15 protein-coding genes and 2 pseudogenes are annotated in these 22,040 nt (G+C 61.0%); 7 read left to right on the forward strand and 10 right to left on the reverse strand.

What is annotated here, in order from left to right; all coding sequences use genetic code 11:
* Positions 1 to 595: 595 nt before the first annotated feature.
* From BB934_RS35975 to BB934_RS35995, 4 genes and pseudogenes are all read right to left on the reverse strand, one after another.
* Positions 596 to 1,553: pseudogene (locus BB934_RS35975) on the reverse strand (IS630 family transposase).
* A 1,293-nt stretch (positions 1,554 to 2,846) separates the two neighbouring features.
* Positions 2,847 to 3,965 (reverse strand): methyl-accepting chemotaxis protein, encoded by a 1,119-nt coding sequence (locus BB934_RS35985; RefSeq protein WP_099514562.1) that lies wholly within the window; start codon positions 3,963 to 3,965, stop codon positions 2,847 to 2,849.
* A gap of 241 nt (positions 3,966 to 4,206) precedes the next feature.
* Positions 4,207 to 4,875: an RES family NAD+ phosphorylase gene (locus tag BB934_RS35990; RefSeq protein ID WP_099514563.1), complete on the reverse strand. Its 669-nt coding sequence runs from the start codon at positions 4,873 to 4,875 to the stop codon at positions 4,207 to 4,209.
* Positions 4,872 to 5,399 (reverse strand): antitoxin Xre/MbcA/ParS toxin-binding domain-containing protein, encoded by a 528-nt coding sequence (locus tag BB934_RS35995; protein ID WP_099514564.1) that lies wholly within the window; start codon positions 5,397 to 5,399, stop codon positions 4,872 to 4,874. The genes BB934_RS35990 and BB934_RS35995 overlap by 4 nt, the downstream gene beginning before the upstream one ends.
* 465 nt (positions 5,400 to 5,864) lie before the next feature.
* Here BB934_RS35995 and BB934_RS36000 point away from each other — a divergent pair, with 465 nt between their 5' ends.
* Positions 5,865 to 6,530, forward strand: coding sequence for a ParA family protein (locus BB934_RS36000; protein ID WP_099514565.1), 666 nt, complete (start codon positions 5,865 to 5,867; stop codon positions 6,528 to 6,530).
* Between the two features lie 107 nt (positions 6,531 to 6,637).
* On the opposite strand, the pseudogene BB934_RS51225 reads toward BB934_RS36000, so the two are convergent.
* Positions 6,638 to 6,976, reverse strand: a pseudogene (locus BB934_RS51225) (Abi family protein); the annotation flags it as partial.
* 67 nt (positions 6,977 to 7,043) lie between these two features.
* Here BB934_RS51225 and BB934_RS36010 point away from each other — a divergent pair.
* Positions 7,044 to 8,312, forward strand: a complete 1,269-nt coding sequence (locus tag BB934_RS36010; RefSeq protein WP_237050040.1) for an IS701 family transposase — start codon at positions 7,044 to 7,046, stop codon at positions 8,310 to 8,312.
* Here BB934_RS36010 and BB934_RS36015 read toward each other — a convergent pair.
* A complete protein-coding gene (locus tag BB934_RS36015; protein ID WP_099514861.1) occupies positions 8,196 to 9,050 on the reverse strand; it encodes an extracellular solute-binding protein in 855 nt (284 codons plus the stop codon). The two genes, BB934_RS36010 and BB934_RS36015, sit on opposite strands and share 117 nt — an antisense overlap.
* A 652-nt stretch (positions 9,051 to 9,702) precedes the next feature.
* Here BB934_RS36015 and BB934_RS36020 point away from each other — a divergent pair.
* Positions 9,703 to 11,226 (forward strand): peroxidase family protein, encoded by a 1,524-nt coding sequence (locus tag BB934_RS36020; RefSeq protein ID WP_099514567.1) that lies wholly within the window; start codon positions 9,703 to 9,705, stop codon positions 11,224 to 11,226.
* Positions 11,227 to 12,079: 853 nt separating this feature from the next.
* Here the strand turns inward: BB934_RS36020 and BB934_RS36030 are convergent.
* On the reverse strand, positions 12,080 to 12,310 hold the full coding sequence (locus BB934_RS36030; RefSeq protein ID WP_099514569.1) for a helix-hairpin-helix domain-containing protein: 231 nt from the start codon (positions 12,308 to 12,310) through the stop codon (positions 12,080 to 12,082).
* A gap of 248 nt (positions 12,311 to 12,558) precedes the next feature.
* On the opposite strand from BB934_RS36030, the gene BB934_RS36035 reads away from it, so the two are divergent.
* From BB934_RS36035 to BB934_RS36045, 3 genes are all read left to right on the forward strand, one after another.
* Complete coding sequence (locus tag BB934_RS36035; protein WP_099514570.1) at positions 12,559 to 13,854, forward strand: ISNCY family transposase; 1,296 nt, start codon at positions 12,559 to 12,561, stop codon at positions 13,852 to 13,854.
* Positions 13,855 to 14,018: 164 nt separating this feature from the next.
* Entirely contained in the window at positions 14,019 to 15,314 is a 1,296-nt protein-coding gene (locus BB934_RS36040; protein ID WP_099511638.1) for an ISNCY family transposase, read from the forward strand.
* Positions 15,315 to 16,169: 855 nt separating this feature from the next.
* A complete protein-coding gene (locus tag BB934_RS36045; protein ID WP_099514571.1) occupies positions 16,170 to 17,327 on the forward strand; it encodes a sensor histidine kinase in 1,158 nt (385 codons plus the stop codon).
* Here BB934_RS36045 and BB934_RS36050 read toward each other — a convergent pair.
* Positions 17,320 to 17,664, reverse strand: coding sequence for a hypothetical protein (locus BB934_RS36050; RefSeq protein ID WP_099514572.1), 345 nt, complete (start codon positions 17,662 to 17,664; stop codon positions 17,320 to 17,322). The genes BB934_RS36045 and BB934_RS36050 overlap by 8 nt on opposite strands.
* A gap of 738 nt (positions 17,665 to 18,402) precedes the next feature.
* Between BB934_RS36050 and BB934_RS36055 the strand changes: the two genes are divergently transcribed.
* Positions 18,403 to 20,367 carry a PAS domain S-box protein gene (locus BB934_RS36055; protein ID WP_237050604.1) on the forward strand — a complete coding sequence of 655 codons (1,965 nt, stop codon included), beginning with the start codon at positions 18,403 to 18,405 and terminating at the stop codon, positions 20,365 to 20,367.
* Positions 20,368 to 20,403: 36 nt separating this feature from the next.
* On the opposite strand, the gene BB934_RS36060 is transcribed toward BB934_RS36055, so the two are convergent.
* Complete coding sequence (locus BB934_RS36060) at positions 20,404 to 20,634, reverse strand: DUF6894 family protein (protein WP_099514574.1); 231 nt, start codon at positions 20,632 to 20,634, stop codon at positions 20,404 to 20,406.
* Positions 20,635 to 20,916: 282 nt separating this feature from the next.
* The gene (locus BB934_RS36065) at positions 20,917 to 21,912 is read right to left on the reverse strand and encodes a phasin family protein (protein WP_099514575.1); all 996 of its coding nucleotides are present in this window, start codon (positions 21,910 to 21,912) and stop codon (positions 20,917 to 20,919) included.
* Positions 21,913 to 22,040: the final 128 nt, after the last annotated feature.

Raw genomic sequence — 22,040 nt, forward strand, 5'->3', positions numbered from 1 at the left:
ACTTTTTGGAGGGCAGGGCCCTCGTGTCCGCGATCCGAATATTATACCGGATGGGTCTGAGCGCGGTCAATTTTTCCACCCCAGTCGCGAACAGAGTTGGCGCCCAGAGGGGGCATCCGGAATGATCAAGATCGTGCATCGCCATCGGGCATAAGGTGGAAATCTGCGGGTGGCCTTCGATTTTCACGAACGTCACTCCTGGAGGAAGTCCTGGAGGAAGCCCGCAATTTCCTCGCCGCGGTGAGTGGTGACAATATTCGAGCCGCAGGAGATTCTCACCTCTTTCGCTGCCACGATCTGAAAGGGGGCTTGAAGGAGGCCGTGCAGGGGAGGCTCAATACCTCAAACTGCCCGCAGAATGGCTCTGCAAGGCCCCTGCGGAGGCCTAGGAGCGGCTTCTAAGCGTTTAGAGAGGTCTTGGCCATGGCTGAGCGGCTGAGCCAGCGGCAGGCTCAATACTGTACTTCCGACGCAGCAACTTTGTTGCGCGCAACATAGGAATGGTTGCATGCGGAAGCCAAGGCTCAATACTGTAAATTTTGTGCGATAATTTTACCCTGTGTTTTTCCAGCTCAATCCCTAGAGCATCGGACGGTTAAACGGACGCATATCCGGCAGCCTTAAGGTAGTTCCAGCACTCTTGTGGTTCGAACAGGTTGCAGATCTCACCGAGCGCTCGCCAGAGCGCGTCGAACGTTCGGGCCTCGGCCTTGCGCAAGTGCGCTTTGATCTTGGCAAAGGCCTGTTCAATTGGATTAAGATCAGGCGAATAAGCAGGTAAAAACAGGAACCAGGCTCCGCGTTGCTTCAGACACTGAGCGGCCTTCTCGCTCTTGTGGACAGCCAGGTTGTCGAGGATCACCACATCGCCTTTGCGCAGCGTCGGCGCGAGCTGCGTCTCAATGTAAGCCTCGAACGCCAACCGGGTGATCGGGCCATCGATGATCCACGGCGCGCACAACTCGTTGCACCGTAGCCCAGCCAGAAAGGTATGGGTTTTCCAGTGTCCAAAGGGAGCTTTCATGCGTAGGCGCTGGCCCCTGCGGCTCCGCCCGCGCAGGCGCGTCATCTTGGTGTTGACATACGTCTCGTCCAGGAACACCAGCCGGTGCGTCTCCTGGCGCATGCGCGGCTGGCGCTGGGCATGCCAGACCCGGCGCTCATCCCGCACATCGGCGCGTGCGCACTCCGCCGCCATCAGGCATTTTTTTATATGAGAAGCCGTGCCGGCACAGGAAGCGCGAGAGCATCGCGGGAGCCGCAACGATCCCATGCTCAGTCAGCAGCCTTGCGGCCAGCTCGGGCATGGTGATGGCCGGCTCGGCCTCGACCGTCTGGATCAAGAAGCTCTCATAGGGCACCAGCTTGCCGCGTCCGGGCGGACGGCCTTGCCGGGCCGGTGCCGGCGAGCCGAACCGCCGCTTCCGCTGCACCAGCTTGATGGCGAAACTCTCGCTGACGTCAAAGTGCTGGGCTGCCGCCCGGCAGGAATGACCTGCATCGACAAAGTCGGCGACGCGCACCCGCAGATCCAGGGAATAGCAATGACCCATAATCCACCTCCCAGTCCAGGCAGTGAATCACAGCTCGGCCTCGCACAGAAGCCAGGAGTCTCATTTCCGGTCCGAGGCTCTAGGACGATGGACGCCCACCTCGGGTCTCGGAATCGGCGTTGAGCCTGAGCTCAGTAGCAGCCTGTGACCCAGCCCCCGCGTTGCCCCCACCCCGTCGAGGTGAAGATGGAGCCGGAGCTTCATGTCTGCTATCAGCCAGCAGGCATGAGGTGGAAATCTGCCGGGGGCCCTAGATTTTCACGAGAGCTGCTCCTGAAGGCGGCCGGCGATCTTCGCCCCGTGTAAGGGTGTGGGAAAAATTCGAGACGCAGAGATTTTCACCAGCGACGGCTCCGAGGCCTTTGACGGGCGTCCGAAGGGCGAGATCAGAGCGAGGCTCAATACCGCAAACTGCCCGCAGAATGGCACGCCAAGGGCCCTGCGGAGGCCAAGGAGCGGCTTTGTCGGGTTCCGGGAGGCTCGGCCTGGGCGGGGTGATCAGGGTGCCTGTAGGCTCAATACCGCAGTTCCGACGCAGCAACGCTATGACGTGATGTTTTTAGGAATATTTCACGAAGAGGACCGAGGTCTCAATACCGCAGTTTTTATGCAGGAATTTAATCCAGGGCGCCTGAGTCCGTTTCCTCGACCGCTATGGCACCTGGCCCTGGCGCCCAGGCGCGCTAACGTAGCGCAAGCGCCGCCCCTGATCCAGCTCACGCGGGACCTCCTTGCTCGAAAGGGGAGCGGAGCCCGACGTACTGGCGCTGGCTTCGATCCAGCCCGCAGGCGCGCGCTAGAAATTGAGGCATGAAAAATCAACGAAACTCTTCGCTTTTCGCTCTCGCCGGCTTGGTGCCGGCAGCTACATCCCGGCAAATTCTGGGACCTGCAAGCTCGTATTTTTCGTGCCCCAAAGCGTGATTAAATACGGCCGCCTCGGGGGCTCGATCATATCGTCAATCACGTTGCCAAGGCGCTCGATGAGGCGGCCAGACTCGGTTGAGATGCACCGATTGTGAGCGATTATTTTCACCTCCAGCGTCGCTACTCCGCACGTCCTCAAAGCGCGGTGGGCATTATGTTCGCGGTCTGCCGGGATTGCCGTCAGGTCCATGACTGGGGCTAGGGCGTCGGGGAAGTAAGGGTCTCGTCCGATCATTGTGGGATGCCGTAATGGCAAACGCGCACCTGCGCCAGGTCCGCCAGCCGGTCAGGTTTCAGCGGCTCGCATCAGGCGAACGTGGAAGAGCGCGTACGCGGCGCCGGCTGTGTCAGGATCAGTCCTACCGGCTAACGCTGGTTGCCCATCAAGCGCAGGAAGCCGTCCGTGCCGCTGACCCTCGGCTGACCGAAGTTGAGATTGCCCAGTTTCCAGGACTGAAGCACCACGGACGTGCGACCGACCGACTTCGGCTTTACGCCGCCCTCGGTCGCCCGCTCAACACTAAGAGCCGAGCCGGTCCAGTCGAGCAGCAGGCTATCCTCAGGCCCAAATCCCGCCTCGTCCCAGAGCTGCCGCGGCAGGCGGATCGCGGTGTAGAAGCGGTTTTTGCCCTTGGGATCGGCAATCGACTTCACCACGATATCGGCGGACTCGCGCACGATCGCGTCGTCCTTGGCCTTCCGGCTGACCTTGGTCCTCCGGGATGGCTCTTGCACCGACGCTTCCGCAACAGGTGCCGGCTCGGCATCGACGGCCTGCATCTGCGCGGCCTCAGCCCTGGTTCCGGAGGCCTGGTCTGTTACAGGGCGGGACCGATGCGGGAGCGCCTGGATGGCATTGGCCACCTGCCGAAGTTCGCCTGAGAGGCCCTCAGCCGATTGGGCGAGGGCAGGGGGCAGACTGGCGAGGGCTTCAGTCTGTCGGCTGCCAAGCGCCACCAGTTGGCTCAACTGGTCAGCCATGAACTCAACGGCGGAGCGCAGACTCTTCAGGTCCGCCGCCATGCTGGAGAGGGCCTGCTCAGCCTCGGGTGAAAGAGCCGGCCCGGCGTTTGCTGTCTGCGGCGCCTGGGGGGCAGGGGGCTGCATAGGCTTTGCCTCCTTGGGCCGGAAGACCTCGGCTGCCAGCTCCTCCGGCTTTCCCATGTGGCGGGCCAGAATGTCGGCTGTCTCCCGGTGCCGTTTGTCCAGGGCCTTGGTCTCGCGGCGCTGACCAGGGGATTGCGTCTCCTGAGCATGGCGCGGGCGAGCGAGGCAGGCCGGACAGAGGTCGAAGGAGGGAGCTCGGCCGAGCAGCCAGCCGCGATCCTTGAAGTAGCCTCGAACGGTGTCGTTGCCGGTGGGCCTGGTTGCTTCGTAGGTGTCGGTATTCGCACAGTCCGAGCAACGGACGGTAAAGTGGAATTTCGACGGAGTGCCACCACTGCGGGTAATCTGCGGCTCGAACTGACGTGCGATACCGTTCATTGAGCAATCCTGATTGTTGAAAATCAATTTCAGGCGGGGAGACGCAGCGTCATCGCTCCGCACAGAAACAAGCGTTAAGGGATGGCACGAATTAACATCCCTTCCGCCAAATGCCAATCGGACAAAGCCCAGCGGTCCGTTGACGCCTTCTCGATCAAGAAGAGGACCATGCCGCTTGCTAGTGCTACCAATGGGGAGAGATGCTTGCTAGCAAAGACCGTTGGCTCTACGACCTCGACCTCTAAGCGGTGAGTTTGCGCACATCAATTCGATATCCGCCAGCCGGAACGCGTATTTCGAAATGATCAGCCTGCGTTACATCGAGAACATTCGTGGGCCGATGTGCAACGATGTTGGTTCCTCCACGGCGCCGCAAACTGTCGTAGATGATGCCAGCCTCACCTGCACGACGGATCGCTTCTCCCAATTGCTGCGAGGCGTCATAACGATCAGGCGCATAAACATCGGCGCGCTCGGCCTGTTGGCCGCGAATGTCCATGTAGACACCATGCAGTCGCGCTGAATAGCTTCGGTAGACCCGTGTTAGTTGTGGAACGCTTCGTGCCACTGCCTCGCGTCGGAGGTGATGTCCGACCTCGGCTACCGCCGTTTCGATTTCGCTGGCAGCATACCAAGCCCCGAGGTCGGGCGAGTTGAACCGCATGCCTGTGGGACTGACGTGCAGGAAGGCCGCCATCACGATGCTGGCGTTCGGCCGGCCATAAACCCATTCCTGTTGAGGAAGGCGAGCAATGCGGCTGGCCACGAGCCGGTCATTGGTCCACCCGACCAACTCCATCACCGCCGACAGATCGGCAGGCGTTGCCACCGTGTCGAACAGGCCAATGGGCGGAAACTGGGACGGGATCAGACGGTAGGTCGGGTAAGGTGCTTCAGCGACGTTGGTCACGAGAAGTGGATATCCGTATCTTCATAAGGGATAAAGTTTCGGTCGACCTCGTTGGGCTCCATGTAGAGGCCACCACGGGCCGCATCGAGGAAGCGCCGTACGATCATGAGACTGTCCTGGGTGCCATCAGTCACGAGTTCAATCGGCGGATGACCTCCGAACACCGTGGCCTGGTGAGGCCCGCGAAGCCATGACAAGCCTTCCTGTTCCGTCTCGAAAAGGACTCGCAGCGCCTGATAGATCCCGAGGACTGCCGAGATCCGGGTCAGAACATCGGCGTCTAGGGTGAACTCGACATGTTCACGAGCCTGTTTGGCCCACTTGTGATAGGTGGAACGCGGCGGGTACCCAAGGATCCGGAGGCGCTCCTGCTCGGTTAAAGCCCATAGGTCGGCAATGGCCAGGAAAGTGCGCATGCCGGGAGCGCTCAGGCGCCTCCGATTGGCGGGCTCAAAGCGCGATTGCTCCAGGTGAGGGAGACCCTGTGATGCCGCTTCCGTTTGGTTCTTGAGAGGCCGTGCCATGGCGTCACCATTGTGTCTCGATATGGACTATATCTCTTTCAAGACATAATGCCAATCCCAGCGCGGAAGTTCATTGCGGCTAAGGCAATATACCCATATAACATGACGAACAAAGGGACTTTCGACAAGAAGTCTGCTGTCGCTCCGTAGGATGGCGGCACAGACCCATCTGTCAGGATATCGGTCCGGCGCGCATCAAAAGCTAGGACGATATCGGGGGAACGGGACCCATTAAATTGCCACGGTTGATAGGCCAAGGTTGGCTGATGCGGTTTCAGCCTCCTTGAGCCGCAGACATCCTGGTCGAGGATCCAACCGATTTCGTCAACCAGGGCTCCAGCCGCCCTCAGCCGGAGGTCTGTAACGACCCCTCGGTGAGGGCGTTTTGCTGTCTGCCAAGCGATAAGGCTCTGTTAACCATACCCGCGCGACGATGCATTGCCTGATCAAGACTGGGGGACTGGCATGAATGTCGTGGTTTTTGCTTCCCGCAAGGGAGGTTCCGGAAAGAGCACCCTTGCCGCGCATCTCGGTAGCTATATGGCCGAGCACGCTCGGCCGACGCTCCTGATTGACGCAGACCCTCAGGGATCGTTGGCCCTTTGGCACCGGGTTCGGGGCTCGCGGAATCTGCCGCTCCATGTTGGCACCAAGCATCTCGCGGCCACCCTGGCGAAGGCGCGGCGGGCTGGGGCGGAATGGGTCTTGATCGACACGCCACCCAACGCGGAAGCTTCCGTGACCGAGGCGATCTGGCACGCGGATCTTGTTGTGATCCCCATGCGCGCCGGGCTGTTCGATGTCGACGCCGTTCAGGCCACGATCAAAATGTGCCGTGATCTCAAGAAGCCTTATGCAGTGGTCATCAACGCTGCCCCGGCCAAGAACGGCTCGGAGGATCCAAGCGTTGCGGATGCACGCGGGGCGATGCAGGCGCTCGACGTTCCGACTTGGAGCGGTCAGATTACACAGAACCCCGAACTGTCGCTCGCTCTGGCCCATGGAGCCGGTGTGAGCGAGTTCAACGTCGGGTCGCCGGGATCGAAAGAGATCGGCAGCCTTTGGCGAGCGCTCACGCGGAGCTTTGAGGCAATCGAGGCGATGACCGGCAAACAGGATCAATCCGCTTAACGAGTTGATGTTGTCTGCCGGAATGGCCCCCAGTTACAGGATCTTGTTGTAGGGAAATTTTTCGGACGCACCTATTAGCACCGCTTTCCAGAGCGCTTAGCTATAATTTACTGCCACAGCGGAAGTTGATCCCAATTCGCCGGGAAGCCACTCGCCTGGAGAGAAATGTGAGGGCTCTGAGGGAACGTTTTCAGGTGCTCTCGTAGGCGCAACGGCCATTGAGACCGAGGATTGACAACATGCAACATATAACGTGCCAGGGCACAAGCTGCGTATAGCCTCGTATTGCGGTAGGGGCTTGTCATGAGGTGATCCAACACTGGGATCTCGCCAACGTTAGGAGGTCTCGGTTGGTCAACCAGCGGCTTATTCCAAAGCCGCGCGTGATGAGCGCAGACATTTCGAATCACGGATAATGATCGTATCCAACTGACGAACAGATCTGGCCTAGCACTACAGTTGCACGCTGCACAGGCGCCCTAATTACCTCCTGATCTGATACAGGAGGCTGCCATGTCAGGCGTGGCCATCGAGCAGATGCTCGAACTCTGGTGTGTGGAGTTGCGTCAGGTCAAAGCTGATCTCAAACTCCAGTTTGCTCATCCCAGTGTCGCGGCCTCTGCGGCCGCCTTCCTCGACGGTCTGCTCGGGCCGGAGCGGCGCAAGACCGGCTGGATGCGGGCGGAAGCCGCCGGTGATCCGGGACCATGGCGCCAGCAGGCGGTGCTCGGGCGCAGCCACTGGGACGCGGATGCTTTGCGGGACATGGTGCGCGACTATGCGCTCGAGACGCTCGCCTCTCCCGGAGCGGTACTGGTGATCGATGAGACCGGCTTTCTCAAGCAGGGGCAGAACTCGTGCGGGGTGGGACGCCAGTACACTGGGTCAGCCGGCAAGATTGCCAGCTGCCAGATCGGCGTGTTTGCCGCTTACGCGTCGGACAAGGGCTGCGCCTTGATCGACCGCCAGCTCTATCTGCCCAAGGACTGGACGACGAAGCCCGAGCGCCTGGCCACGGCTCACGTGCCCGATGCGATCCGCTTCGTCACCAAGCCGCAGATCGCCGCCGCGATGATCGAGCGGGCCCTGGCGGCCGGCGTACCGTTTGAGTGGGTGGCCACCGACACCATCTATGGGGCCCTGGCCATGCAGCTGCGCCGAGCTGGCAAGGGTTACGTGCTGGGCGTTCAAGCCACAGACCGCTTCAATTCCTGGGACAAGAGCCCGCCGGTGGCCGGCACGGCCGCGACGATTGCACAGGGGCTTGCTCCCAAGACCTGGCAGCGTCTGTCGGCCGGGATCGGCACCAAGGGGCCGCGCCTGTATGATTGGGCCTATGTCGCGTTGGCCGATCTCGAGGCCGAGGAATTCAACGAGGCGCTGACCGGCCTGTGGACGCGCGGCCTGCTGATCCGGCGCAGCATCAGCGATCAGGATCTGGCGTTCTTCTCAACCTGGTGCCCGGCCGGCACACCGATGGAGACCCTGGTGCGGGTGGAGGGCCAGCGCTGGGCGATTGAGGATGCGTTCGAGACCGCGAAGACGGAGTTGGGGCTGACGCACAATGAGACGCGTTCGTGGCACGGTTGGCATCGGCATGTGTCGCTGGTGATGCTGGCGTTTGCCATGATGACGGTGGTGCGTGAGCACGCCAACCGCCTTACCTCACCCCAAAAACGAAACGACGAAGCCCGACTGCAGCGCTGGTATGCTGGTCTGTCCAGGAAATCCGCCGGGTCGCCACACGTCTCCAGCAGCGCCGGATCGAGCCTGCCTTCGTGATCGCCTGGTCCGCGTGGCGACGAGCGCATCAGGCCATGGCGCAAGCCTCACATCGCAAACGAAAGGTGCAACTGTAGTGCTAGGTTGGGCATATTCCACCGGGATGTTCTTTTCCTGGTGAGCCGCCACGGCCGTGGGCGTCAGCGGGAAGATCGCGGCTTCTCCGGTCTGTACCATCTCGGAAATCTTCGCCGAGCTGGGGATATACTCAAGCACGTTCGGGCCGATGGTGTCCTTGAACTTGGAAAAGCCCGGCTCGACGTTCTTCTCGTCGCCGCCCTGGATCCGGTTGAACATCAGGAAGGCATGCAGGCCAAAGGATGAGGCCGCGGCGGATTGGAATACGACCGCTTCCTTGTACTTCGGATCCGCGAGATCCATCCAGGAGGTTGGCGGGGCCCAGCCCTTCTCTTCAAACATCTTCTTGTTGTAGGCGAGACCCGTCATGCCGAGGTCGATGCCGACGGCCATGTCGTTCTTCAGCCGGGCTCCCGGGGTGAGATCGGCCAGAGCCGGCGTATCCTTGATCTTCTCGCAGAGGCCGGCGCCGATGGCGCGCACCATGACGCCGTCATCGAGGAACATCAAGTTCATCTGAGGATTGCCTTTGGCCGCTGTAGCCTTGGCGAGAATATCGGACGACGTGCCCGGCACGACGACGACCTTCACGCCGTTTGCCTTCTCGAAATCCGGAAAGACATTCTGCGTGTAGGTTTTTTCGAAGTTGCCGCCATTCATGCCGACATAAACAGCCGCAGGCTCCACTCGGCCCTCGGCTATCTGAGCCCGAACCAGTTTGAGGATCAACACGTCCGGCAGACGGTCAAACCCGCTGCATGATCACTGCCCACTTTGAAGGGCGCACTCCATGGAACGTCAATGTTTGACCCACTGCGGACCATCCCGTGGTTGGAGCATATACCCGGACGCAAATCGCAATGTCATCAGCGCCGGTTTCCATAACGCCCAGACGGTGAATTCTCCTGAAAGTATTTTCAAGTAATCATCGACAGGCTGTGGCTCTTGTCAGGGCGGGTTAAATTGGATGTTTACAGGGGTCGAGTGGGTTCCTCGAAAATCATCTTGCGAATACGTTGAAAAGACACGCTATCCGGTTCCATATAGGCACTTCTTGGAATTTCCGCTTTGTGCTCCAGTGCATACGTGTCATCCTTACCGAGGTCTAGAGTACACTGAGACATAACTGGGCGCATAACACCCGAGTCGGTAGGTCAGAGACAAGTAGAGAAAAGCATGTTGGGAAACACGCTCTAACCCGGAGCGAGAACAAGGGGATCCAATGCCAAATGATGTAACGGCACCTGCGTCAAAGACCCCTGCGGGCAGGGCAGCGGCTACCCCAGCAAAGGAAATTCTCAAAACAACGTCTATGTCGGCCGATGCCGTGAAGGTCATCCCCGGGCATGGCATCGCTGGTCGTCATCCAAAGCGAGAACATCTTGATACCCTGTCCGGCCACAAAGATCCGGGCATGTTTGGTCGTATGTTCCCAAGGCTCCCACCGCTAGAGGTGAGTGATGCCAAGCTGCAGGCGCTTGCTGCCGCGATGCTGGATCCTGATCCGACTGATACCACTCGCGACAACCCTCATGTCCCTGCAGGCTTCACCTACCTGGGACAGTTCATCGACCATGACATCACTCTCGATCTGACTTCCCTTTCCGAGAAGGACAAGGATCCCCTCGGCATTGAGAACTTCCGAACCCCAAGCTTGGATCTTGACGCAGTATATGGCCTTGGGCCGGACGGAAGCCCGCATCTGTATGCCCGCAACCCTGAGAATACGAGCAAGCACGGCCCCAAACTGCTCATCGGCAAGAACATCAATGTCGATTTCGGCGGCGTCACTGGGAACTTCCGCAACGATCTTCCCCGCAGCCCTGAAGGCTTCGCTCTGATCGGCGACCATCGCAACGATGAAAACCTGCTCGTCGCTCAGACGCATCTCGCCTTCCTGAAGTTCCACAACAAGGTTTGTGATCTGATCGCGGGATCTCCCACACCGCCAGCCGATATCTTTGCCGAGGCACGCCAAACAGTAACATGGCACTATCAGTGGATGGTGCTCCACGATTTTGTGGAACGTCTCACTGAACCCGGGATCGTCGCGAGGATCCTTAACGACGGGCGTAAGTACTACCGTTTTAAGAAGACGCCCTATATGCCGGTCGAGTTTTCGGCTGCTGCCTACAGACTCGGCCATAGCATGGTTCGGCAGACCTACAGCCACAACCGGGTCTTTCATAATCCCCCTGCTGATTTCAGCCTGATTTTTGGCTTTAGTGGCCTCTCAGGCCAAATCATCGGTGATCTTGCTCCGAACCCGCCCACAGCCCCCCTGCCGGTTCCTGTGCTGCCGAGCAATTGGATCATTGACTGGCGCCGCTTCTACGATCTCGCCACCCCGGAAGGCACACCCGATTTCACCCTCAACCATGCACGGAAGCTGGACCCGTTCCTTATCCCAGAACTGCACACCCTGCCTGGCGGTGGGGGCAATCTAGCGTTCCGGAACATGAAGCGCGGCGTCAATCTCGGATTGCCCTCAGGCCAAGACGTTGCCAAGGCAATGAGGATCAAGAACCCACTCACGCCCCAAGAGATCGCGAGTGGTCCGGAGGGACAGGTGGCCAAAAAGCAGGGCCTCGATAAGGCAACCCCGCTTTGGTACTACATCCTGAAGGAGGCGCAGGTCCGCCATAACGGCGAGCGCTTAGGTCCTGTGGGCTCGATCCTCATCTCTGAGGTGTTCGTGGGTCTGATCCACGGAGACACAAAATCATTCCTGTGGCAGGCAAAGAACTGGAAGCCGACGTTGCCGGCAGCAAAACCTGGTACGTTTCTGATGACCGACCTGCTTCGTCTGGTGGATGAGATCGATCCGATTGGCTAGCGTTAGCAACCAAGGAAGGCGGGAAGTTCTCATTCACGCCCGCCTTCCCGCTTCAGCTGATTGTCTTTGTGAAGGGCAAGCAGCACTCGCCCGTACGGTCATCCGGGAGGGCACTACAAGGGCTTTCTGCGAAATTCGCGGCTCAGTTGATAGTCTCGATCGAGCGATCGTGTATGCTTCTCTCAAGCTCAAGCATACCGTTGGTGATGCTCGCCCAGCGTCCAGCCATCAGCACTGTGGCCGAGACATTCACGAGAGCCAGGATGACCACCAGGACCATAATAAGGCGGGGAAACTCTTTGCGGCTGTTGACCGCGATCCCTGGACCAGGGGACCCGCCGGTGAAGGTTGGAGGCAATCATCGGGCCATTCCTCAAAGGAAGTCCAACCAAGTCTGCCGTATGATGCGCGTGCAGCGCCAATGGTGAGGTGCGCCAGAGCACTTGGAGGGATGCGAATTACGTGGCCCCGCGTGCGGCCAGATGTATTCCATACTGCGTGGTATGCGAAATTCGCGGTGATTATCCCAACCGTGTAGAAGCGGTTTCAGCCACGAATGTGTCGGTCAGAGCAGACGCATGGAGGATCGCCAAAGAGCCGCCAGTAGCCGATGCCAACCCGAGGGTTGAGGGTCCAATATCCCACGGCCCGAGGCCGCTCACGCGCGGTATCCTCCTCGGCCAGCCAGAGGATCACGGGTGTGCCGTCGCGAGGTGCAGTGGCAACCGGGGCCCAGCCGCCACTCATGATCGTTCTCGACATGGTGGAGGGACCTCACCGTGCCTATCAACGATAGGCAGTAGCCTTTGTTCGCGGTTCCATACTGGGTATCCCGCGAAACTAGAGATCGGTCCTATGCTTTGTCCGATGTTTGCTCTTCGGGGGCCAAGACACGGGCGAGTTCCTCCCGGATCAGTTGAGCCATCTTCGACCCGATCCCGACAAGCTGTTCAAGCCGATCCGCGGCAGCCTCGAGTTGGTCAATGGTTGTGATGCCTTCCTCCTGCAGGCGGTTCCATGCCGCAAGTGGCAAACGAAGGTCTCTGATCGGACCTTCCCAACGCTCACAGTACTGATTGGGCATGAGGGTGCTCCTCTGCCAGCAGGCGGGAGCACACGGATCTCTCTGTCACTGACGCCTGGATCATCCATGCCAGCGATAAGAGTCAACGGCCTTTCGACCCTTCTGTTCGCATCGGCTCTTGGATAGCGGTCCATTCCATAAATGACCTTATCCGAAATTAAATTGTAGAACCCCGTTAGAAAGGTCACTCCTCTCCCCGTTACAAATGTCACTCTCCCTGGGTGATGGTGCTGGGGAGATTGGGTCTGATGACGGTGATCGGGATGAGCCGGCCGGAGATCGATCGGGTTCACATTCTGCGGGACGTCGTGGCGGAGCGAATTACGGTGCGCGAAGCTGCCCAACTGCTGCGGATCACACGGCGCCAAGTGTTCCGATTACTCAAGGCCTATCAGACCGGTGGTCCCACGGCCTTGGTGTCGCGCCGGCGCGGCAAGCCCAGCAACCGCTCCTACCCGGCGGCGCTGCGGACCGAGGTGCTGGCGCTGATCACAGCCAACTATGCCGATTTCGGCCCGACGCTCGCCTGCGAGAAGCTCGCCGAGCGGCACGGCATCGATCTGGGTGTCGAGACGATCCGGCGCTGGATGATCGCGGCGGGTCTCTGGCAGGAGCGCCGGCAGAAGCTCAAAGGGGTGCACCAGCCGCGCTATCGGCGCGACTGCGTCGGCGAACTCGTCCAGATCGACGGCTCCGAGCACTCCTGGTTCGAGGATCGCGGCCCACCCTGCACGCTTCTGGTCTACATTGACGATGCCACCAGCCGGCTGATGCACCTGAAGTTCGTCGAGACCGAGTCGACCTTTGATTATTTCCGATCGACCCGGGAGTACCTGGAGGCCTACGGCAAGCCGGTGGCGTTCTACTCCGACAAGCATGCCGTCTTCCGCGTCAACGGCAAAGGAGCGGTGGGCGGTGACGGCATGACCCAGTTCGGGCGGGCGCTGCATCAGCTCAACATCGACATCATCTGCGCCAACTCGCCCCAAGCCAAAGGCCGCGTCGAGCGCGCCAACGGCACCTTGCAGGACCGCCTGGTCAAGGAGATGCGACTGGCTGGGATCTCGACCCTTGAGGCGGGCAATGCCTTCCTGCCGGCATTCATGGCGGACTTCAACCGCCGCTTTGCCAAGGCGCCCTACAGCGACAAGGACCTGCATCGCCCGCTCAGCGAAGACGATGAGCTGGATGACGTGTTCGCCTGGCGCGAGGAGCGGACGGTCTCGCGCAGTCTGACCCTGCAGTACGACCAGGTGCTGTTCATTCTCGAGCCGAACGCGATCACGCTGTCCCTCGCCCGCCAGCGGGTGACCGTCTACGACTATCCGGATGGGCGCTTTGCCATCAAGCACAAGGGCCTGGAGCTGCCGTACAGGCCCTTTGACCGCCGTCAGCAGGTGGATCAGGCGGCAGTTGTCGAGAACAAGCGGCTGGGCCCGGTTCTGGCCTACATTGCCGAGCGGCAGAAGGAGCTCGACATGAGCCGGAGCAACAGCGCCCCGCGGCGGCGCGGCCAAGGCAAGAGCCTGTTCAAGGTGGGTTGAGCTCTCAGCAGTCACTCCCCGGAGGTGACATCTCTAATGAGGACAATCAGAGACTTGTCTAACGAGTTCTGACATAAATTGTAGAACCCCGTTAGAAAGGTCACTCCTCTCCCCGTTACAAATGTCACTCTCCCTGGGTGATGGTGCTGGGGAGATTGGGTCTGATGACGGTGATCGGGATGAGCCGGCCGGAGATCGATCGGGTTCACATTCTGCGGGACGTCGTGGCGGAGCGAATTACGGTGCGCGAAGCTGCCCAACTGCTGCGGATCACACGGCGCCAAGTGTTCCGATTACTCAAGGCCTATCAGACCGGTGGTCCCACGGCCTTGGTGTCGCGCCGGCGCGGCAAGCCCAGCAACCGCTCCTACCCAGCGGCGCTGCGGACCGAGGTGCTGGCGCTGATCACAGCCAACTATGCCGATTTCGGCCCGACGCTCGCCTGCGAGAAGCTCGCCGAGCGGCACGGCATCGATCTGGGTGTCGAGACGATCCGGCGCTGGATGATCGCGGCGGGTCTCTGGCAGGAGCGCCGGCAGAAGCTCAAAGGGGTGCACCAGCCGCGCTATCGGCGCGACTGCGTCGGCGAACTCGTCCAGATCGACGGCTCCGAGCACTCCTGGTTCGAGGATCGCGGCCCACCCTGCACGCTTCTGGTCTACATTGACGATGCCACCAGCCGGCTGATGCACCTGAAGTTCGTCGAGACCGAGTCGACCTTTGATTATTTCCGATCGACCCGGGAGTACCTGGAGGCCTACGGCAAGCCGGTGGCGTTCTACTCCGACAAGCATGCCGTCTTCCGCGTCAACGGCAAAGGAGCGGTGGGCGGTGACGGCATGACCCAGTTCGGGCGAGCCCTGCATCAGCTCAACATCGACATCATCTGCGCCAACTCGCCCCAAGCCAAAGGCCGCGTCGAGCGCGCCAACGGCACCTTGCAGGACCGCCTGGTCAAGGAGATGCGACTGGCTGGGATCTCGACCCTTGAGGCGGGCAATGCCTTCCTGCCGGCATTCATGGCGGACTTCAACCGCCGCTTTGCCAAGGCGCCCTACAGCGACAAGGACCTGCATCGCCCGCTCAGCGAGGACGATGAGCTGGATGACGTGTTCGCCTGGCGGGAGGAGCGGACGGTCTCGCGCAATCTGACCCTGCAGTACGACCAGGTGCTGTTCATTCTCGAGCCGAACGCGATCACGCTGTCCCTCGCCCGCCAGCGGGTGACCGTCTATGACTATCCGGATGGGCGCTTTGCCATCAAGCACAAGGGCCTGGAGCTGCCCTACAGGCCCTTTGACCGACGCCAGCAGGTGGATCAGGCGGCGGTCGTCGAGAACAAGCGGCTGGGTCCGGTTCTGGCCTACATTGCCGAGCGGCAGAAGGAGCTCGACATGAGCCGGAGCAACAGCGCCCCGCGGCGGCGCGGCCAAGGCAAGAGCCTGTTCAAGGTGGGTTGAGCTCTCAGCAGTCACTCCCCGGAGGTGACATCTCTAATGAGGACAATCAGAGACTTGTCTAACGAGTTCTGACATAAATCGGGCTATCGTTTCACTTCTCATACGTGCGCGAGGCTGCTAGGCACGTGCCGTGTGCGGAAGTAATTCATGTTAGTCGACGATGAAAAGTAGCATAAGATCAAGGCCATTCAGGATCACCTGTCCGAGCAAGAAAGCAGAACCACAATCATAGTGTCTCTTCTGCTAATCTGGATACTCAGCATCCCTGGCGTGGTGTTGTTTCACCTTCTCGAAATTCCATGACGGGTGAGGATAACCCAACCTAAGTCCAATTAACATATGTTAGTCGAGACATTTTCTCTGAGAACTGCCATTTACCCGACAGACGGCAGATTTGTATTCGGCTATAGAAACATCTGACCCTGTTATTTTGCCCCTACAGGGCGGACTTTGGAGCGCCCCTTGAGACGACGGGCGCTTTCTTTTTGCTGGTCTGAGACTCTCGTTGTCTGCACCCTTTTCCCTAAACGGCCTTGTGCGAACGTTCGCTCATGTACCCGGACCATCACCAACGGCCACCTGAAACCTAAAACCGACGGCAGCAGACCTGCTCCAACCCGACCTTCTGAAAGGGCGGGGAATTTCACTGCCTGACCCAACCGGCCATGGCTTGATCAGCTACAGGAGCTGGCACGAGCATGTTCGCCCGAACTGCGATCGCCGCTGTCTCCGACTCCCGTTAATCTATGTTAGACTATGTGGCTGATTGGACGCGGATCGCCGTGCCGCGCATGGCCAACGGCCCGACGGGGATATTCCCGTCGTCCGGTTGTACCTTCGTCTTGGAGCTGAGCCATGGATGACGCGTCCTCGCCGCGGAACGCCTCGGAGAAATGGCCGCGGCGTAGCCTCAGGAGCCGCACGCAAGCAAGCTCCGCAGGCGCCGAAGACGCGAACGAGCGGCTCAGGGCAGTCCTGGCCAGTGTCAGTGACTGCTACTTCACGCTGGACCGGGCCTACCGCATCACCGATCTCAATGAGGCGGCGAAGGACTGGGTCGGGCCGGATCCGGACAGGGTCCTGGGCGTATGCCTTTGGGACCTGTGCCATCCTGAGGCCGAGTGCAGCCGCGTCATCAGGGAAGGCATGCAAGCGCGCCAAAGCATCCGGCGCGAGGTGATGTCCGGCCTGCGACCAGGCCACTTTCTCGATCTCCACGTCTGCCCCTCGACGGATGGCCTGAGCGTCTTCTTCACCGACGTCACGGAACGTCATGCCGCCAAGGCAGCGTTGAACGAGCTCGCCGGACGCGTCCTGAGCCTTCAGGACGAGGAGCGCCAACGGATCGCCGAGGAGTTGCATGACTCGACGGCTCAGCATCTCGCGGCCCTCGTCCTCCACCTCATGCGGCTGAGGCCGTTTGTTCTGCCCGAAGGCCACACGGTGCTCGATGAGGCGGCTGACTCGGCCGAGGAGGCCGCAAGGGAGCTGCGCGCCTTCACGTACCTGCTGCATCCGCCGGGCCTGGAGAACGGCGGTCTTGCCGGAACCGTGCGGGCCTTTGCGGCGGGGTTCGCGCGCCGGACGGGCCTGCAAGCATCCGTCTCAATGCCGGACGCGGCCGACAACCTGCCCTTCGACATCCAGCGTTCGCTGCTCAGGGTGATCCAGGAGGCACTGACCAACACCTACCGGCATGCCGCCGCCTCCCGGATCACGATCGACCTGCGGGTCGGGGCCAATGCCCTGAAACTGCGGGTTCGCGACGATGGCTGCGGGCTGTCCTGCGGCGTCCGGAAGGCGGCCGAGGGCGGCGCCTTGCTTGGCGTCGGTGTCACCAGCATGCGGGCGCGCATGCTGCGGTTCGGCGGCAGCTTGCGGCTCCTGAGCGGCGCCCGCGGAACGCTGGTCGTGGCCATCCTGCCCCTCGGGTTCAAGCCCGTGGGTCACGGGGTGCAGGCAACCTCCGGCCCGCAGAATGTCGAACGTGAACGGGCTGGGGCAATCAGTTGACGCGGCGATCGGTTGGTGGGCCCGCCCTCATGAGATCGCATTCCTGTGCGAGAGCGAGCAGCACCGCGCCCCAGCGTTGCTCCGCCCGCGCCATTTGCCAAACCGTCTCGTCGTAGTCCTCGAGCGCCATCTCCTCGCGCCGGAAGAGATGCTCGAGCGGGGCGAAGGATTGCCGCCGGAACGCCTCGTCGAGGACGTGGTCCAAGGCCTCGCGAATCGTCATCACCCTGTTCCTGGCGATTCTACGATGGCGCCGTGCCCTCTCGAGCGCCGTGAACGCCTCGCCGAGTTCGGCGAGACTGACGAGGTCAGCCAGGCAGATGGGCTGGGTCACCACCCCATGGCAATCTCCCGGTGTGATGCAGCGTCGAGAGGTGATGAGTCTTGCCCCGCACCGTCCGGACGCTCGTCGGTTCGGTAAGCCGCAGGACAGTCTAGCAGGCCGTGGGTGGTTGTTGTATCGGGCCTTTCCCTGAGACCGCCGCGGGAAACTCCTGACCTGCACGTGGGTAGGATCGGCCCGAAGCGACCGAAAGGCTGAGCGGATGGGTCTTCGGCGTCTGTTCACTGCGTCAACACCACCTGAATTGAGCGCTCGCGCGGCCTCGCTCTCTGAGTGGCAATGACACGCGTCCCCATCAGGATCTCGGCCGTTTCTCGAGTGTGAAAGTTTGACCCAGAAGTGACCTTGAGGGCAGAATTGCCATCTCGGAACTGAAGCCCAACCTATGGTCTCGACAAGCGTCATCTGGTCGTCGATCGTGAGCTCTGTGAGGCTGGATCTCCTGAACCTCCCGCGCATGCAAAAAGAAAGCGCCCTTATCGCAAGGGCGCTTCAAGTTCCGGCCCGTAGGGGCAAAAATCGCGGTACCGGTAAGACAGCAATATTCAGACAAACGTGCTTCGTCATGTCGGTATATTCCGACGGAGGAATACGGAACGTGCCATCGATCAAGCCGTTCTCCACGTCGAGCGATGGGAGCCATACGCCGGGTGCGTAAAAGACAGCCCAATATAGCCAAGATTGGACTGTCATAATCAACCGTAAAGTCAGGAGGTCTACGGCTTGAGCACCATGCAGTTTCTGACCGGTGGCGGCATCATGGGCGCTCGCATCCAGGCCTTCGACTGGTCAGCCTCCCCACTCGGATCCCCTGAGACCTGGCCACCCTCACTCCGCGTCACGCTCAGCAACATGCTGCGATCCAAGATGCCCACCTACCTGTTGTGGGGGCAGCAGCTGATCACCTTCCACAATGATGCCTGTCTGCCGCTGCGTGGTCTCAGGGCGGAGGCCCTCGGGCAGCCCCTGCCGCGGGTCTGGGCCGAGATCTGGGATGTGGCCGCGCCGCTCGTTACGCAGGCGCGTCGCGGCGAGGCAGCGTACGTTCAGGACGTGCCGGTCTGGATCGTGCAGCGAAAGGGTTATCCCGAGGAGACATGGTGGAACGCCTCCTTCAGCCCAGTCATGGCCGAGACTGGCGACGTGGGAGGTGTTCTCATCATCATCCATGAGACGACTGAGCGGGTGTTTGGTGAGCAGCGTCTCCGGTTCCTGGTCGATCTCAGCACCCGATTGCGCGGGATTCCCGACGCCCGTGGGGTCATGGACACGGCAGCCGAAATGCTTGGCCGGCACTTGAAGGCCAGCCGCGTCGGATATGCCGAATTCAGCAAGGCTGGCACATCCTTCACGGTCGAGCGCGACTGGACTGAGGGCCCAACTCCGACCTTTGCCGGCCAGTACCGCGTGAGCGACTTCGGGCCGCTCATCGAGAGCGAGTTGCAGGCGGGGCATACAATCCGCATTGATGATGCCTTGACGGATGCTCGAACCGAGGAGGTGAATACCGCGGCTGAGTCCCTCCACACCGGAAAGCGCGCCAGCATCATCGCGCCTCTGATCCGGGACGGTCGCCTGGTCGCGTCGCTCTTCGTCCATCAGGCTGAGCCCTGTCACTGGCGTGACGATGAAGTGACGCTGGCGCAGGAAGTGGCCGAACGCACCTGGACATCGGTCCTCAGAGCCCGGGCGGAAACGAACCTACGGGAGAGCGAGGCACGCTTCCGGCAGTTCGCCGAGCACTCGACCGACATGCTCTGGATCATGAATGCCGAGACGTTGCAGATGGAGTATGTCAGCCCCGCCTTCGAGCGCGTCTGGGGCTGGTCCCCGGAGATCTTCCGGCACCGCGACCAATGGGCCGAAACGCTCCATCCGGATGACCGCGAGCGCGCGCTCCAGGCCACCGATCGCGTCTTGCGCGGCGACACTGTTGTTGAGGAGTACCGCATTGTTCGACCGGATGGGAGCATGCGCCACATCCACGCCACCGGCTTCCCGATCTTTGACGAGGATCAGAAGATTCGACGGATCGCCGGCATTGCCAAGGACATCACCCAGCATGATGGCTCGACAGTCTACGTGGTCGATAGCAATGAGGTCTCCCAACGCGATCTGTGCCTTCTGCTCCAGGGGGCCAGCTACGAGGTGAAGACGTTCGCCTCGGCGCAGTCCTTCCTGGACGTGGCACCGGTGCTGGTGCCCGGCTGTGTGGTGCTCGATATTCGCAATCCGGAGGCGGGCGGGCTGACGATCCCCAGAGAGCTGAAAGCCCGGCGTGCGGGCCTACCGGTGATCGTAATCGGTGAGGCCCGCGGGGACGTTGCGGTTGGTGTCCAGGCAATGAAAGCAGGAGCGGTCGATTTCCTCGATGTGCCGTATCGCTCCGAGCAGCTGCTGGATGCGCTCGCCTCGGCCCAGGCGGCCATCCGGGAGAGGGCTGAGCGGGATCAGGCCACCGAACGCGTGAAGGCGCTCATTGCAGCGCTGCCGCCGCGTGAGCGGGAGGTGCTGGACGGGCTGCTGGCCGGGGGCACGAACAAGACGATTGCACGGGAGCTTGGGCTGAGTCCGCGGACGGTTGAGGCACACCGGGCTCGCATCATGGAGCGGCTGAGCGCTCAGAGCCTGCCCGAGCTGGTGCAGATTGCGGTTGTGGCAGGCTTGCAGCCCAAACTGCAGGATAGGCGAGGGTGACCACCCAGGTGACAAGAAACGGCACGCCCAACATCTTCAGTGCGGCCGGAGAGTGTCCGAGAACGGCACCGTCAGGACTGTTTCGCCGGCTCCATCCGTAATCTCGATGGCTGCATCGCGTCCCAGGTCATCCACTTCGTCCACGAGTTCCCGCGCCACTGTCACAGCTTCCGCAAAGGCGGCCTCAAGATCGGGCAGCTCTGTGCCGTCCGGATCCAGCTCAAGCTTGTCCCCGTTTCGAATGTGGAGATAGTACAGAGGCATCATGACAAGAAACCCGCGTGGATGAGGGATTTAGGCCTCAAACCGCCAATGCCCAGCCCCGGCTGGGAGGCAGCAGAGTAAATCTGGACTGCCCTGACCATCCGCAAAGGGCCAAGGCATTGCAAGCTGCAATCCTGCTGCGGCGCCACCGCTCAACCGACACCAGACGGCAGATCAAGGCGGCGGATGAGGTGTCGAACACCCGACGTTTGCATTCTGGACTCTCATAAACGCCCACGCTCCCGGCCGATGAGCCGGGAGCGTTCTTGTTGAAACCAGAGATGGTTATGCCGCGCGGTTGAGCCGCTGGGCAGTCTGCTCAGCCTGCACGGCCACGGTGCGTGTGGCCTCCTCAGTCATCTGGAGCGTGAGCTCGGCGATGCGCCGGCTGTTCTCGATGGTCTGCTCCAGGTTGTCGCGCAGGAGTGTCGTTTGCACCTCCACGAAATCTGCCAGCGTGTGGCAGCGGGCGAGGGTCTGCAGGCCATCGAGGTTCCGCTGCAGGCGCTTGTGGCCGCGCTCGACCACCTCACGCGAGACCTCCTGCAGACCGCGCGCGAGTGCAGTGCCGGATTGGGCCACAGCGCGCAGGTTGTGCGCCGCCTCTTCGCTCAGCCCAAGCGCGGCCCTATCAGGACGGTCCACCGTCAGCAAGCCTTGGCGCGTTGAGTGGCGGGTCAGCTCAGAGAATGTGCTGAAGCTGGTCTCCACCATCTCCTGCATGGCTTGAGCCATCGTCTGGGCGCCGGCGACGCTGGCCCGCAGCGTGTCGGCCACATCCTCCGTCACCCGCTGCACGGCTTCGCCCTGCTCACGGGTCCGTCGGCTGTCGGCGCGCTTCATCTCATCAATGTTGGCCATTTCATCCTCCACTGTCTCGGCGATGGCGTTGGCTTCCTCGTCACTCAAGACCTTGAGCACGGCGGGAAGCAGCTCCTTCCGGTCGTCGCGGATGTGGTGCTGGAAAATGCGTCTCAGTTCAGCGATCTTGCCGAGGAACTCGGCGCCGTTCTTTCGCATGGCCTCGAGTTCGTCCAAGAGCGCACTGGTTTGCTCGTTGTCGGTGCTGGCCTCGTGCAGGAGATCGCCCATTCCGTGCCGTCTCAGCACCGGGAAGAGGTGCTCTTCCTGAAGGGTAGCCAGCAGTTCCAGTTCCCGCTTTAGATCGGCGAACAGGCGCTCACGGGTTTTGACCGCATTATCGGAGGTGGCGAGCAGCTTATCAAACAGCTCGTTCGCCTTGTCCGGTGGCGTTTGGCTGAATCGTCTGGCGGCGGACATCGGTTCTTCCTGCAAGAAAAAGGGACTTTAGATGGTTGAAACGAGATTTCGCGAAGTGACATCAGCCGCAGGTCGAAGCGGCACTCACTCGCAAAAACGCAGAAACAACAGGGTTGTTCGCATGAGAC

The sequence above is a fragment of the Microvirga ossetica genome (assembly GCF_002741015.1).
Taxonomy (GTDB): domain Bacteria; phylum Pseudomonadota; class Alphaproteobacteria; order Rhizobiales; family Beijerinckiaceae; genus Microvirga; species Microvirga ossetica.

What these genes read in the sequence shown, in the direction of transcription:
- BB934_RS35985 (WP_099514562.1), bottom strand. Translation starts at nt 3,965, where the DNA reads ATGAACGGTATCGCACGTCAGTTCGAGCCGCAGATTACCCGCAGTGGT.
- BB934_RS35995 (WP_099514564.1), bottom strand. Translation starts at nt 5,399, where the DNA reads ATGGCACGGCCTCTCAAGAACCAAACGGAAGCGGCATCACAGGGTCTC.
- BB934_RS36000 (WP_099514565.1), top strand. Translation starts at nt 5,865, where the DNA reads ATGAATGTCGTGGTTTTTGCTTCCCGCAAGGGAGGTTCCGGAAAGAGC.
- BB934_RS36010 (WP_237050040.1), top strand. Translation starts at nt 7,044, where the DNA reads ATGTCAGGCGTGGCCATCGAGCAGATGCTCGAACTCTGGTGTGTGGAG.
- BB934_RS36015 (WP_099514861.1), bottom strand. Translation starts at nt 9,050, where the DNA reads ATGAATGGCGGCAACTTCGAAAAAACCTACACGCAGAATGTCTTTCCG.
- BB934_RS36020 (WP_099514567.1), top strand. Translation starts at nt 9,703, where the DNA reads ATGTCGGCCGATGCCGTGAAGGTCATCCCCGGGCATGGCATCGCTGGT.
- BB934_RS36030 (WP_099514569.1), bottom strand. Translation starts at nt 12,310, where the DNA reads ATGCCCAATCAGTACTGTGAGCGTTGGGAAGGTCCGATCAGAGACCTT.
- BB934_RS36035 (WP_099514570.1), top strand. Translation starts at nt 12,559, where the DNA reads ATGACGGTGATCGGGATGAGCCGGCCGGAGATCGATCGGGTTCACATT.
- BB934_RS36040 (WP_099511638.1), top strand. Translation starts at nt 14,019, where the DNA reads ATGACGGTGATCGGGATGAGCCGGCCGGAGATCGATCGGGTTCACATT.
- BB934_RS36045 (WP_099514571.1), top strand. Translation starts at nt 16,170, where the DNA reads ATGGATGACGCGTCCTCGCCGCGGAACGCCTCGGAGAAATGGCCGCGG.
- BB934_RS36055 (WP_237050604.1), top strand. Translation starts at nt 18,403, where the DNA reads ATGCAGTTTCTGACCGGTGGCGGCATCATGGGCGCTCGCATCCAGGCC.
- BB934_RS36060 (WP_099514574.1), bottom strand. Translation starts at nt 20,634, where the DNA reads ATGATGCCTCTGTACTATCTCCACATTCGAAACGGGGACAAGCTTGAG.
- BB934_RS36065 (WP_099514575.1), bottom strand. Translation starts at nt 21,912, where the DNA reads ATGTCCGCCGCCAGACGATTCAGCCAAACGCCACCGGACAAGGCGAAC.